Source organism: Priestia sp. TRN 1309 (assembly GCF_050846875.1).
GTDB classification, from domain to species: domain Bacteria; phylum Bacillota; class Bacilli; order Bacillales; family Bacillaceae_H; genus Priestia; species Priestia zanthoxyli.
In genome coordinates this window covers 748,347-762,823 of sequence record NZ_JBOZGM010000003.1, presented here as the reverse complement: position 1 = coordinate 762,823, position 14,477 = coordinate 748,347, and the positions used below count along the sequence as shown (strand labels likewise).

The following is a 14,477-nucleotide window of genomic DNA, read 5'->3' as shown; positions in this document are numbered from 1 at the left end:
ATTATTCGAAGAGGGATGCACAATGAACGGATATTTACACTTAGCAAACGGCGATTCGTTCGCCGGACACATTGAACATACAGCAACGCACCAGGCAGAAGGAGAAATTGTTTTCTTTACTGGAATGACTGGTTATCAAGAAGTTGTGACTGATCCATCTTACAAAGATCAAATTATCGTCTTTACGTACCCTTTGATTGGGAACTATGGTATCAATGAGAAAGATTATGAAAGCAAAAAGCCTCACGTAGCAGGCGTTGTCGTATACGAATGTTCAGATGAAGGGTTCCATTACGAAGCGATGTACAGCTTCAAACAATATTTAAAGAAATGGAACATTCCGCTTATTACACATGTGGATACGAGAGCGGTCGTAAAACGAATTCGAAAAGAAGGTACGATGCAATCTGCCTTTTCGGCATCTGCTGAGCCGCCAGCATTTACTGCTGAATGCGATGGATATGTAGTAAAAGAAGTGTCAACAAAAGAGCCTGTTACTTACGGAAACGGTGAAAAACACGTTGTATTAATGGACTTTGGCTATAAAAAATCAATTTTACAAGAGCTGCTAAATCGAGAGTGCAAAGTAACGGTTGTTCCTTATTCTACAAGCTCTTCAAAAGTAAAAGAGCTGCAGCCGGATGGCATTGTCTTATCAAACGGACCTGGAGATCCAACTCAAGTAAGCAGTCAGCTGGATGAATTAAAAGAAATTATTTCAGCGTATCCAACTTTGGGAATTTGCTTTGGACATCAGTTAATTGGGCTTGCTTTTGGGGCAGAAACCAAAAAGCTGGCGTTCGGTCACCGAGGAGCTAATCAGCCTGTAATTGATTTAACGACTAACAAAGTGTGTATGACGTCTCAAAACCATAGCTATGTCGTAGATGAACAGACGATTACGTCTACGCCATTAAGCGTTCGATTTAAAAATGTGAATGACGGATCGGTTGAAGGTTTAATGCATAAAGACCTTCCTGTTATTTCGGTTCAATATCATCCAGAAGCACATCCTGGACCAAGTGACAGCACGTATATCTTTGATGAATTTATGACGAAAGTACAGCAAGTAGGGAGCGGAAAAGTATATGCCTAAAGACCAAACATTAAAAAAGATTTTAGTAATCGGATCCGGACCAATCGTAATTGGGCAAGCAGCAGAATTTGATTATTCAGGAACTCAGGCATGCTTGTCATTAAAAGAAGAAGGTTATGAAGTTATCTTAATCAATAATAATCCAGCTACGATTATGACGGACACTCACGTAGCAGATCGAATCTATTTTGAACCATTAACAGTAGACTGCGTAGAGAAAATTATTGCAAAAGAAAAGCCGGATGGTTTGTTAGCTACATTAGGCGGACAGACGGGTTTAAACTTAGCCCTTGAGCTTCATGAACAAAATATTTTGCCAAAATACGATGTGAAACTTTTAGGAACACCGATTGAATCAATCAAAAAAGGTGAAAGCCGTGAAGAGTTCCGTGCACTAATGAATGAACTAAATGAACCGGTGCCGGAAAGTGAAGTTGTCACAAAAGTAGAAGAAGCATTAGCTTTTGCCGAGAAAATTGGTTTTCCTGTTATTGTACGTCCTGCTTATACGTTAGGCGGAACGGGCGGAGGAATTGCTCATTCTATGGAAGAACTTGAAAAACTTTCAGCGTCAGGTTTACGTGAAAGTGCTATTACTCAATGCTTAATTGAAAAAAGCATCGCTGGATTTAAAGAGGTTGAGTACGAGGTTATGCGTGACGTGAACAATACGTGCATTACAATTTGTAACATGGAAAATATTGATCCCGTGGGTGTTCATACTGGAGATTCGGTAGTCGTTGCTCCTTCTCAAACGTTAACCGACGTGGAATATCAAATGCTTCGTTCAGCTTCAGTTAAAATTATTTCATCGCTTGGCATTATTGGAGGTTGCAACATTCAGTTTGCGCTTGATCCAAAAAGCAAGCAGTACTATTTAATTGAAGTAAATCCGCGTGTGAGCCGTTCGTCTGCTCTTGCATCAAAAGCAACGGGCTATCCGATTGCTAAAATTGCTGCAAAACTATCAGTAGGCTACACGCTTCATGAGTTATTAAATCCTGTAACAGGAGACACATATGCAAGCTTCGAACCAGCTCTTGACTATGTAGTAGTGAAATTTCCAAGATGGCCGTTTGACAAGTTTTTCTACGCGGAGAGAACGCTTGGCACGCAAATGAAAGCAACTGGAGAAGTAATGGCTATTGACCGTAACTTTACACGTAGCTTCCAAAAGGCACTGTCTTCTTTAGAAATTGATTTACAAGGATTGGAAGTAGAAGAACTGCAAGAACTTTCAACGGATGAATTAAAAAGCAAGCTTGGCGAACAAAGCGATGAGCGTATTTTTGTTATCCTTGAGCTTTTACGTCGCGGTACAACGCCTGAGTATATCCATGAAGTAACGCAAATTGATTATTTCTATTTAACACACTTTACGCAGCTGATTAAAATGGAAGCCTCTTTGAAGGAAGTACGTTTTGATTCCATTACAGCTGAACACTTCAAGCAAGTGAAGGAGCATGGTTTTACAGATGCGTATCTAGCAAGCGTATGGAACGTGCCAGAGCTTGACGTAAGAGCGAAACGTAAAGCACTACATATTACGCCAAGCTACAAAATGGTAGATACATGTGCAGCGGAGTTCGAATCCTCTACGGCTTATTTCTACTCTAGTTATTATGGCGAGAGTGAGATTGAACCATCAACGAATAAAAAAGTTGCGATTATCGGTTCTGGACCGATTCGTATCGGCCAAGGAGTAGAATTCGACTACAGCTCTGTACACGGTGTGTTAGCTCTTGAAAAAGAAGGATACGAAACAATTTTAATTAACAACAATCCAGAAACGGTAAGTACGGATTTTGAAGTAGCAGACCGCTTATATTTTGAACCTGTAACAGTAGAAGATGTGCTAAACGTTCTTGATGCTGAAAATGTGACGGATGTAATTGTTCAATACGGAGGTCAAACGGCTATTTCGCTTGTTAAAGGGCTAGAAGAAGCTGGCGTCAATTTACTAGGGATTACAAATGATGTTATTGATGCACTTGAAGATCGCGACCTGTTTTATAAGCTCTTAGACGACTGTGATATTCCGCATATCCCAGGTGAAATGGCGAAAGATGAGCAAGAACTTGTACAAAAAGCAAAAGCTATGGGATTCCCATTACTTATTCGTCCTTCTTACGTCATTGGCGGAAAAGGAATGCTGACAATTCAAAATGAAACGGAGCTGCAGGCTTGTTTACCAGCTATTAAAGCGTCTCATTTCCCAATGCTTATTGATGCTTACTTCCCTGGAAAAGAAGCAGAAATTGATGTTGTAGCAGACGGAAAAGATGTGTTGATTCCGACAATCGTTGAACATATTGAAAAAGCCGGCGTTCATTCAGGAGACAGCTATGCGCTTTTACCAGCAAAAACAGTAGAAGCAGCACATAAAGAAAAAATGGTGAGCTACGCTCAAAAAATTGTAAACAAACTTCAATATAAAGGGATTATGAATATCCAATATGTTATTTACAACGATGAAGTCTACATGCTGGAAGTTAATCCGCGTGCCAGCCGTACAGTGCCTGTAGTAAGCAAAGTGTGCAACACGCCGCTTGTTTCGCTATCAACTCAAATATTGCTTGGGAAATCATTGTCGGAAATTAGCGAGAAGCTAGGTTTATTGCCGGATCCGGCTTATACAACTATTAAGTTTCCAGTGTTTTCGACAAGTAAATTATCAGGAGTTGATCCGCTTGTTGGACCAGAAATGAAGTCAACTGGTGAAGGAATTGCGATTTCTTCAACGATTGAAGAAGCAGCAAAAAAAGTATTCCATCAGTATGTGTTAAGTAAAAAAGGTGCTGCAGAAGTGTATATTAACGGAGAAGCACAGGGCCTTGAAGAACTTGCGCAAAGCGCGGGATTAACTCTTGTTAAAGATAAAGAAGTTAGTGAATGGGTAAAAACGAAAGAAGCTTTATTATATGTAAGTTTACAGCCTGAAGATAAAGAAAGCCGTATGTCAGCATTAAAACACGGTTTAGTGGTTATGACGGAGGCAGAAACGGCTTCGCTATTTTTCCAATCGTTCCAAGTCGATGAATATCACGTTTCATCACTGCAAGAATGGTTTCAAAAAACTAAAAAGGAAGTGACAGTATCATGAGTACAGTATCGGTAAATACGAATTTAAAGGGAAAAGATTTGCTTACGCTTAAAGATTTATCATCAGACGATATTATGTCACTTTTAGAAAGCGCCATTGAGCTGAAAGAAAAGCATAAAAATGGTGAAATCGTCACATCGTTAAAAGGAAAAACGCTGGGGCTCATTTTTGAAAAATCTTCAACAAGAACAAGAGTCTCATTTGAAGCGGGAATGATGCAGCTTGGAGGAAACGCCCTCTTTTTAAGCAGCCAGGATTTACAAATTGGACGCGGAGAAACGATTGCTGATACAGCACGCGTACTATCTGAATTCATCGATGCTATCATGATTCGTACGTTTGAACATAGCAAGATCGAAGAGCTTGCAGATTACGCATCCATTCCCGTTATTAATGGTTTGACAGATGATTATCATCCTTGTCAGGCTCTAGCTGATTTATTAACGATTTACGAGCACAAGAAATCATTTGATGGGCTAAAAGTAGCTTATGTTGGAGACGGAAATAATGTAGCGCATTCCTTAATGATTGCATGTGCAAAAATGGGAATAGATATTTCAATTGGATGCCCTGACGGATATGAGCCAAAAGACTTTGTAACAGCTTATGTTAATGAAGTAGCTGCTAAAACGGGTGCGAAGGTTACGATTACAAAAGATCCTGTAGAGGCTGTAAAAAATGCCGATGCTATTTATGCAGACGTGTGGACAAGTATGGGACAGGAAGAAGAAGCACAGCAGCGCTTGAAAATATTTGCTCCTTATCAAGTAAATGAAGAGCTAGCTGCCCATGCGAAGTCAGACTATTTATTTCTCCACTGCTTGCCTGCGCATCGTGAAGAAGAAGTGACAGCAAGCATTATTGACGGACCAAATTCGGTTGTTTTCCAGCAGGCTGGAAATCGTATGCATGTACAAAAGGCCTTGCTTCAAGCAATTTTAGGCTAAGAAAAAAACCTTTCTGAGAATATCAGAAAGGTTTTTTTGTTTAAAGGGAATTAATTGTGGGAACACCAGTTGTATACTAAACAGAACGAAAGGTGATTTATGATGAAAGTATTAGTTGTTGGAGCAAACGGAACAACGGGAAAACAAGTGGTAGAAAAAGTCGCAAACAGCAAGCAGCATGAAGCTTATGCGATGATTCGCGACGAAAAACAAGCAGACGCTTTAAAAAAGCTGGGCGCTAACGTTGTACTTGGTGACTTGGAGCAAGATGTTTCAGATGCTTTAAGAGGTATGGATGCTGTCATATTTGCAGCAGGTTCTGGAGGACATACGGGAGACGAAAAAACAATCGCTGTGGATCAAAACGGTGCTAAAAATATCATTGATGAAGCAAAAAATCAAGGTGTGAAGCGCTTTGTTATGTTAAGTTCAATGGGAACAGATGCACCTGAACAAGGACCAGAAGGCTTACAACTTTACCTGCGTGCTAAAGCGATAGCGGATGAATACTTAAAGCAGTCTAATCTGCAATATACAATTGTACGACCAGGAACTTTATCGAATGATTCAGCTACTGGAAAAATTGATATCAATAATGATATTGAAGATAAATCTCAGACGATTCCTCGAGCAGATGTAGCAACCGTGCTTGTAGAATGCCTAAACGAAGAAGCTACGATAGGAAAAACGTTTGAAATGTTAGCCGGAGAAACTGAAATTGAACAAGCTATTAAATTTACTCATTGATACAAAAGGGCAGATCTAAAGGTCTGCTCTTTTCTGTTCTGTTCCTAATATGAAAACATCTCCATTATGAAACGGAAATCTTAAGGGAATAGTATAGGAGAACATTTCATTTCAGGAATGAGGAGGCAGGACAATGGGACAAAATCGTCATTTCACACCGGGTCAAAAAGCTCCTAATAACGGAGTGTATATTGAAATTGGTGAAACAGGAAGCAACGTAAATAATCCTCAAAAGGTTAAATTAAAAGCAGGAGAGCGTTTTCCAGAGACGGCAAACGATGACCGCCACTGGACATACATGCGCAAGCCTTAAATAGTAAAAAAATAAAGAAGCCATTCTAAATTGAATGGCTTTACTTGTTTTCCCATTGCTGGGTATAATGAAATAAAGGTCAATAAAGGTCAAATGTATCGAAGGAGGATGTTCAATGGACATAAATAAAATGACCCAAAAATTGCAAGAAGGCGTGATGGAAGCGCAGTCCGAAGCTATTAAACGAAATCAGCAGGAAGTGGATATTGCTCATTTGCTTTATACGCTTATTCATCAGCAAGATGGTATTGCTCCTCGCATATTAGATCATTTACATATAGATCATCAATCTTTTCAGCAGCAGGTAAATCAACTGCTTGCGAAAAAACCTGCTGTTACAGGAAGTGGAGCTGAAGCAGGGAAAGTTTATATTACAAATAAACTCCAGCAGCTGTTTGTCAAAGCTCAAGAAGAAGCATCTCGTCTGCAAGATGATTATGTTTCAGTTGAGCACATCTTTTTAGCCTTAGCACAGGAACCGTCTTCTAGTGAATATGGCAAGTTATTTTCAAGTCACGGTATAACAAAAAAAGCTTTGCAAGATGTGCTTACTAGCCTTCGAGGAAATCAGCGAATTACAAGTCAAAATCCGGAAGTTACATATGAAGCGTTAGCTAAATATGGAAGAGACTTAGTGGCAGAAGTACGAGCAGGGAACATTGATCCAGTCATTGGACGAGACGGAGAAATTCGCCGCGTTATCCGCATTTTATCGCGAAAAACAAAAAACAATCCAGTTTTGATTGGAGAACCTGGCGTTGGTAAAACAGCGATTGTTGAAGGTCTAGCACAGCGTATTGTTCGTAGAGATGTGCCTGAGGGATTAAAAGATAAAACCATCTTCTCATTAGATATGGGAGCTTTAGTAGCAGGAGCGAAGTTCAGAGGCGAATTTGAAGAGCGTTTAAAAGCTGTTCTTCAAGAAGTTAAGAAAAGCAACGGTCAAATTCTTTTATTTATTGACGAACTTCATACAATCGTTGGAGCAGGTCGTACGGACGGAGCGATGGATGCAGGGAATATTTTAAAACCAATGCTTGCTAGAGGAGAACTTCACTGTATAGGAGCTACAACTCTTGATGAGTATCGTCAGTATATTGAAAAAGATCCAGCTCTTGAAAGACGCTTTCAACAGGTGCTGGTTGAAGAACCTTCAGTAGAAGATACAATCTCTATCTTACGTGGTTTAAAAGAACGATTTGAAATTCATCACGGTGTAAATATTCATGACCGGGCGATTGTTTCAGCAGCGGTTATGTCGGATCGTTATATCTCAGATCGCTTTTTACCTGATAAAGCAATTGATTTAATTGATGAAGCATGCGCAACTATTCGAACAGAAATTGATTCGATGCCATCAGAATTAGATGAAGTAACGCGACGTGTCATGCAGCTTGAAATTGAAGAAGCGGCATTAAGTAAAGAAACAGATCAAGCAAGCATCACAAGGTTAGAGGCAATTCGAAAAGAAGTCTCTGATTTAAAAGAACGTGCAGATACAATGAAGCTGCAGTGGGAAAAAGAAAAGCAGTCGATTCAAACGGTGCAAGATGTCCGGGAGCAGCTTGAAAAAGCGAAGCGAGACCTAGAAGAAGCTGAAGGGAAATATGATTTAAATAAAGCAGCCGAACTTCGCCACGGACGCATTCCAGCTCTTGAAAAAGAACTAAAACAGCTGGAAGAAACAGCTGCTGAAAAAGCACAAGAAAACCGTTTGTTAAGAGAAGAAGTAACGGAAGAAGAAATTGCTGAAATTGTAGGAAGATGGACGGGAATTCCGGTGTCGAAACTAGTTGAAGGAGAAAGAGAAAAGCTGTTGAAGCTTGAGTCAATTTTACAGCAGCGTGTGATTGGACAGGACGAAGCCGTATCCTTAGTTACAGATGCTGTGATTCGCGCAAGGGCAGGCATTAAAGACCCGAACCGCCCAATTGGATCATTTATTTTCCTAGGACCTACCGGAGTAGGAAAAACGGAGCTAGCCAAAACGTTGGCACATTCGTTATTTGACAGTGAAGAACAAATGGTTCGTATTGATATGTCTGAATACATGGAAAAGCATGCGGTCTCTAGGCTTATAGGAGCGCCTCCTGGCTATGTAGGGTATGAAGAAGGCGGACAGCTAACGGAAGCGGTGAGACGCAAGCCTTATTCAGTCGTTTTGTTAGATGAAATTGAAAAAGCTCATCCTGAAGTATTTAACGTGCTCCTTCAAATACTAGATGATGGAAGAGCAACAGATTCAAAAGGAAAAGTCATTGATTTTAAAAATACGGTCATTATTATGACGTCAAATATTGGTTCTCAATTTCTATTAGATGGTTTAACAAGTGAAGGCGAGATTACTGAAAAAGCCAGAGAGCAAGTGATGGCTCAATTAAGACAGCATTTTCGCCCAGAATTTTTAAATCGAGTAGACGACACGATTTTATTCAAACCGCTAACTGTTCATGAAGTAAAGGGAATTATTGATAAGCTATTGCTTCAGCTTGAAAAGCGTTTATCCGATCGTCATATTTCGTTAATGTTAACAGAAGAAGCAAAAAATCATATTGCGGCCTCCGGGTTTGATCCGGTATACGGAGCGCGCCCTTTAAAAAGGTTTATTCAAAAATATATTGAAACAAAAATTGCCAGAGAATTAATTGCAGGGCAAATTGAAGATTATAGTCAAGTGACAGTTGATGTAAAAGATGATGAGTTTGTTGTCAGCGTATAAGTTTTCTCAAAAGGCCATTCATGATAATTTGAATGGTCTTTTTTTGCTATTAAGAGCAGCATCCCTTTTAAAATAAATAAAAAAAATACGTGAGAGCTAAGCGTAAAAACTTATTCAGTTTTAGGTTGTAGAATATATCTAATTCATTTATGATAATACAAAATGGGCAAAGGAGCATGAATGAGCACATGAAGGACCGTATAGAGCTTATATATGACGAAGCATACGATTTTATAGATCAGGCATTAACTAAAATAAGAGCGCTGGATAAAAATGATCTTCAAGCTGAAAATGAAGAAGTGCAGGAAAAGGCAGAACGGACAGAGTTTGCACTTCAAGCTGCACGAGATATTTTAGAAAATATGATTATCCCGGGTAAAAAATTGACTTTTATTTACGAAAAAGGTTCTGTGGTAGTAGAAATTCCCGATAAAAAATAAAAACGACTTCCTTTTATGGAAGTCGTTTTTATTTTGGTAATGCAAAGTGTTCATCAATGGATGCATCACTTTTTCGATACTGCCCGGGTGTCATATTGGTTGTTTTACGAAATACTTTTGTTAAATAATTGGCATTTGCATAGCCAACGTTTTCAGCAATTTCTTCGATTGAATACTTGGTTTGATGCAATAGCTCGGCCGCTTTTTGAATGCGAAGCTTCGTTAAATATTGAATCGGCGTAATCCCTGTTGTTTGTTTGAATAACCGGCTAAAATGATAGCGAGATAAATGAGCTGCATCTGCCATTTCATCCGGACCGATTTCTTCATGATAATGATTGCGGGCAAATAAAATAGAGCTAATGATACTTTCAGGCCAATCCTCTGTAAAACTGTCCATGCTTTTAATATATTGATACAGCTCCATTACAAAGCGGTAAGATAAGCTTGAGGCATGAAATGGATCTGCTATATGTTTTTCACTTGCCCTCTTATATATCTGAGCAAGCAGCTGAACAGGTGCTGATTCAGGGTGAAATCGAATTACAGGGGAGTGGGTTGACTGAATATAATCCCAGCATTTTTGTACTTCATCTCCGTATAATGTAAGAAAAATAAACTCCCAGTTTTCACTTTCCTTTGGTAAGTAATAGCGATAATTTCCAGGTATATTGACGATGAATGCTTTTCCAGCATCCACTTTATATTCTTGTCCATCTATTTCAATCATCCCGTACCCAGAAACCGTGTATTGAAAAATATATTTTCCTACATCTTTTCGCTGATTTCCGCTCCAGTTATAAAGGGGCGAGAAAACTTCATCCCATCCAACCGACCAGAGCTGCGCAACTTCGTTTGTGCGGGATTCTAAAAACCTGTATGCGTACGTTGAATATTCTTGAGCTTGGAAATGTGAGAGCAAATTTTCACCTTCTTTTTGAAATAAAGTAGTACTTAATTCTTACTTTAACGTAATCGCTTTCATTTTTCTATAATTTTTTGAAAATATCATGATTATTTTTAGTGAATGTCTCTAAATCTATTATTTTCTTATAATTTGCAAGTCAAGGCTCCCATGAAGATAACACCTTTTTGGCGCAAGAGCAGTTCATCATCAATTTAAAAGAATCATTTTTAAAGTGATAAGCAAAAAAGTACCGATTATCGATAGGAATTTTACCATTGAGGCAAGGAAAATTGGACTTTACAATGTACATATGAATCCGTTTCCAAAAAACTACTTAAAATAGGTGATAATAAATGCTGGAAAAATTAATCGAAGAGTTCAAACAAATATTTCATTCGTCAGAAGCTATTCGCTGCTTTTTTGCACCAGGGCGTGTCAATTTAATTGGAGAACATACTGATTATAATGGAGGGCATGTTTTTCCTTGTTCATTGAGTATAGGAACGTATGCGGTAGTACAAAAACGTCATGATCGAAAAATACGTATGTACTCTAAAAACTTCTCTGAAGCAGGCGTTATTGAATCCTCTTTAGAGCAATTAACGTACAAAACCGAGGATGATTGGGCTAATTATCCAAAAGGAGTAATGGACACCTTTAAAAAGCACGGATATGATCTTCCTTTTGGTTTTGATATCTTGTTTTTCGGCAACATTCCTAACGGAGCAGGGCTTTCATCGTCGGCATCAATTGAGTTAGTCACATGCGTACTTTTAAATAAAATTCTTGAATTGAATATTGATATGATGGACCTTGTAAAAATGGCGCAGCAAGCTGAAAATGAATTTATCGGCGTAAGCTGCGGGATTATGGATCAGTTTGCAATTGGAATGGGAAAAGAAAATCAAGCCGTATTGTTAAACTGCCAGACTCTTGAATACCAGTATAGCCCGCTGCAGTTAACAGATGCTGTGCTCGTTATTTCTAACACAAATAAGCGAAGAGGGCTGGCAGATTCAAAATATAATGAGCGCCGTATGGAGTGTGAAAGAGCACTATCAGATTTGCAAACTTCACTTTCCATTGATTCGCTTGGTGATTTAACGAAAGAACAATTTGAAAAGCACAAATCTTTAATACAAAAAGAAGTAGATTGTAAGCGCGCTAAACATGCGGTATATGAAAATGAACGCACAAAAGAAGCGGTTGCTAAATTGCAAAACGGCGATTTAAAAGGATTTGGTCAATTGATGAATGAGTCGCACTGTTCGCTGCGAGATGACTATGAAGTAAGTGGAAAAGAATTAGATGCTCTTGTAGAAGCAGCCTGGTTGCAAGAAGGTGTGATTGGATCACGCATGACGGGTGCAGGCTTTGGCGGCTGTACAATCAGTATCGTAAAAAAAGCACAGGTTGATAGATTTATTGAAGAAGTAAAAGACGCTTATTATAAGCAAACGAGTTTAGAAGCTGAATTTTATGTGGTTACGGTTGGAGAAGGAGCGCGTGAACTCACATTAGAAGCAGTATAAGAGAAAACAGATAGAGAAAGGAACGAGTGTATGTCAGTCAACATTCATGAAGAAATCACCCGACTTATTCAATATGGTTTACAAAAGAATCTAGTAACAAAATGGGATATAGATGTGGTGAGAAATAAACTGCTGGAAGTGTTAGAACTCGACGAATGTATTACGGTAGAAGTTAAAGAAGAACGTTTGGAACATCCAGCTGCTATTTTAGATAACATGCTTGATTGGGCTGCCGAAAACAATCGAATCGCCGATAATTCTATCACATATAGAGATTTATTCGATACCAAAATAATGGGATGCTTTGCAAGCATGCCTTCAGAGGTTAATCGAACCTTTTACGATCACTATCAGCAAAACCCTCAAAAAGCCACAAGCTATTATTATAAGCTGTCAAAAGACATTCACTATATTCGCAGAGATCGAATTGCTAAAAACGAAAGATGGGTAACAAACACTGACTTTGGAGAACTTGAAATTACTATCAACTTATCTAAGCCGGAAAAAGATCCAAAAGCAATTGCAGCAAGCAAATCACTGAAAGAAAGCAACTACCCGCTATGCCTGCTCTGTAAAGAAAATGCTGGCTATGCAGGCCGCATTAACCACCCAGCTCGCCAAAATCACCGGATTATCCCTGTGGAATTGCAGGAAGAGCTGTGGTACATGCAGTTTTCACCTTACGTTTATTATAATGAACATGCCATTGTTTTTGCGAGTGAGCATACACCTATGCATATTTCAAAGCAAACGTTTAAGCGGCTGCTTGCCTTCGTTGAACAATTCCCACATTATTTTTTAGGGTCAAATGCAGATTTACCCATCGTAGGAGGATCTATTTTAACGCATGATCACTTTCAAGGAGGCTATCATGAGTTTCCTATGGCTAAAGCAAGAATAAATAAATTGTTCTCTCTTGAAGCGCATCCAAACGTGAAAGCTGGAATTGTTCATTGGCCAATGTCGGTCGTTCGTCTTCAAAGTTCGCACCTTGCACCATTAGTGGAAGCAGCGGATTTCATTTTGAAGAAATGGAAATCATATAGTGATCAAAGTGCTGGTATTTTAGCTTTTACAGATCAAACTCCTCACAATACGGTCACGCCTATTGCTAGGAAAAGAGGGGATTTGTACGAATTAGATTTAGTACTGCGAAACAATCGAACAAACAGCAAGCATCCAGATGGCATTTATCATCCGCATGCAGAAGTTCATCATATCAAAAAAGAGAACATAGGTTTAATTGAAGTAATGGGGCTTGCGGTTTTACCCGGTCGTTTGAAAGACGAAATGAGTCTAGTGGCCAAAGGGTTAGTTCAGAATAACCTGAGTGAAGTAGCCAGCAGGCATGATCAAGTGAAAAAACACGTGAAGTGGGCTGAACACATCAAGAAAAAATATCCGCATATTGAAGTGGAAAATGTCCAAAGCATTCTTCAACAAGAGCTCGGTTTGATCTTTGCGACTATTTTAGAGCATGCAGGTGTGTTTAAACAAACTGCTGAAGGGCAGCTCGCATTCAGTCGTTTTATGAATTCGTTAAATGAAGCGTAAATCATTAATAAAAACAGGCAGCTCGTAATGAGCTGCCTGTCTTTATACAGTTAGGGCATGCTGTTTTAAAAGGGTATACAGAGCCTGTGTTCCTTTATTATCCTGGCCTTGTTTTTCGAGCTGTTCATAAAGCGATTTTGCTAATTTTAGCCCGGGTGTATACAGCTCCATTTCTTCAGCTGATTCAATGGCAATCTTCATATCTTTAATGAAGTGTTTAATATAAAAGCCTGGTTCGAAGTCTCCTTTAATCATGCGAGGAGCTAAATTGCTTAACGACCAGCTTCCCGCTGCGCCTGTTTCAATACTTTTTAGAACGGTATTCGGATCTAATCCGGCTTTTTCAGCATAAAGTATCGCTTCGCAGACACCCATCATATTAGAGGCAATAGCAATTTGATTGCACATTTTTGTATGTTGACCAGCACCGGCGCTTCCTTGAAGAACGATATTTGTCCCCATTTTTTCAAGAATAGGCGTAACGGCAGAGAATGCTTCAGAATCGCCTCCTACCATAATCGCTAAGGTTGCTTTCTGAGCCCCAATATCTCCTCCTGAAACAGGAGCGTCAAGCGCATGAATGTGCTTCTCTTTTGCTGCTTGATAAATCTCACGAGCAAGTATAGGGCTTGATGTCGTCATATCAATTGTATAGCAGCCTTTCTTTGCATTATGTATAATGCCGTCTTTTCCCAAATAAATCTCTTTTACATCGTGAGGATAGCCTACCATGGTGATAATAACATCAGATTGTTCGGCCACTTCTTGAACGGTTTCTTTCCATTTGGCCCCTTTTTCAAGTAGTGCTTGAGCACGAGTTTTTGTTCGTGTATAAACAAGGACTTCATATCCTGCGTCAATTAAATGCCCGGCCATGCTTTGACCCATAACGCCTGTTCCGATAAAACCAATTTTTTCTTTAGTCACAGCAGTATTCACTCCTAAAGTTAATAGTTTGATTATTCTAAAATTATATAGTTAAAGTTTGGGATAATCAATGATTCCGACTATATATAGATAGAGAAAAGCACTCTCAGTCCTATGTCTTGAATACGAGGTAAGGAAAGAAAGTACTGAGAAGAACCTATGCCAAAAAATAAAAAAAGCGCTGGCTTTACA

At 39.1% G+C, this 14,477-nt stretch carries 11 protein-coding genes; 9 read left to right on the top strand and 2 right to left on the bottom strand.

Annotated elements, in window-relative coordinates:
• Window positions 1-22: 22 nt before the first annotated feature.
• The 7 genes from ACRPLQ_RS15985 (at window position 23) to ACRPLQ_RS15955 (ending at window position 9,365) form a co-directional block, all read left to right on the top strand.
• Complete coding sequence (locus ACRPLQ_RS15985; protein WP_028412385.1) at window positions 23-1,096, top strand: carbamoyl phosphate synthase small subunit; 1,074 nt, start codon at window positions 23-25, stop codon at window positions 1,094-1,096.
• The gene (locus tag ACRPLQ_RS15980) at window positions 1,089-4,199 is read left to right on the top strand and encodes a carbamoyl phosphate synthase large subunit (protein ID WP_367077535.1); all 3,111 of its coding nucleotides are present in this window, start codon (window positions 1,089-1,091) and stop codon (window positions 4,197-4,199) included. The genes ACRPLQ_RS15985 and ACRPLQ_RS15980 overlap by 8 nt, the downstream gene beginning before the upstream one ends.
• Entirely contained in the window at window positions 4,196-5,146 is a 951-nt protein-coding gene (gene argF / locus ACRPLQ_RS15975; protein WP_028412383.1) for an ornithine carbamoyltransferase, read from the top strand. The genes ACRPLQ_RS15980 and argF overlap by 4 nt, the downstream gene beginning before the upstream one ends.
• A gap of 102 nt (window positions 5,147-5,248) precedes the next feature.
• Window positions 5,249-5,893, top strand: a complete 645-nt coding sequence (locus tag ACRPLQ_RS15970) for an SDR family oxidoreductase (RefSeq protein WP_028412382.1) — start codon at window positions 5,249-5,251, stop codon at window positions 5,891-5,893.
• 133 nt (window positions 5,894-6,026) lie between these two features.
• Window positions 6,027-6,206: a YjzC family protein gene (locus ACRPLQ_RS15965; RefSeq protein WP_013055394.1), complete on the top strand. Its 180-nt coding sequence runs from the start codon at window positions 6,027-6,029 to the stop codon at window positions 6,204-6,206.
• Between the two features lie 115 nt (window positions 6,207-6,321).
• The gene (gene clpB / locus ACRPLQ_RS15960; protein ID WP_098113542.1) at window positions 6,322-8,925 is read left to right on the top strand and encodes an ATP-dependent chaperone ClpB; all 2,604 of its coding nucleotides are present in this window, start codon (window positions 6,322-6,324) and stop codon (window positions 8,923-8,925) included.
• A 188-nt stretch (window positions 8,926-9,113) separates the two neighbouring features.
• Window positions 9,114-9,365 carry a hypothetical protein gene (locus ACRPLQ_RS15955; protein WP_014461601.1) on the top strand — a complete coding sequence of 84 codons (252 nt, stop codon included), beginning with the start codon at window positions 9,114-9,116 and terminating at the stop codon, window positions 9,363-9,365.
• Between the two features lie 28 nt (window positions 9,366-9,393).
• Here ACRPLQ_RS15955 and ACRPLQ_RS15950 read toward each other — a convergent pair whose 3' ends face one another.
• Window positions 9,394-10,287, bottom strand: a complete 894-nt coding sequence (locus tag ACRPLQ_RS15950; protein WP_013081740.1) for a helix-turn-helix domain-containing protein — start codon at window positions 10,285-10,287, stop codon at window positions 9,394-9,396.
• 338 nt (window positions 10,288-10,625) lie between these two features.
• On the opposite strand from ACRPLQ_RS15950, the gene ACRPLQ_RS15945 reads away from it, so the two are divergent.
• Together ACRPLQ_RS15945 and galT are read left to right on the top strand one after the other, a co-directional pair.
• Window positions 10,626-11,804 (top strand): galactokinase, encoded by a 1,179-nt coding sequence (locus ACRPLQ_RS15945; protein WP_098113541.1) that lies wholly within the window; start codon window positions 10,626-10,628, stop codon window positions 11,802-11,804.
• A gap of 30 nt (window positions 11,805-11,834) precedes the next feature.
• Window positions 11,835-13,358, top strand: coding sequence for a UDP-glucose--hexose-1-phosphate uridylyltransferase (gene galT, locus ACRPLQ_RS15940; protein WP_033578040.1), 1,524 nt, complete (start codon window positions 11,835-11,837; stop codon window positions 13,356-13,358).
• A gap of 42 nt (window positions 13,359-13,400) precedes the next feature.
• On the opposite strand, the gene ACRPLQ_RS15935 is transcribed toward galT, so the two are convergent.
• Window positions 13,401-14,285, bottom strand: coding sequence for an NAD(P)-dependent oxidoreductase (locus tag ACRPLQ_RS15935; RefSeq protein ID WP_033578041.1), 885 nt, complete (start codon window positions 14,283-14,285; stop codon window positions 13,401-13,403).
• Between the last annotated feature and the right edge of the window lie 192 nt (window positions 14,286-14,477).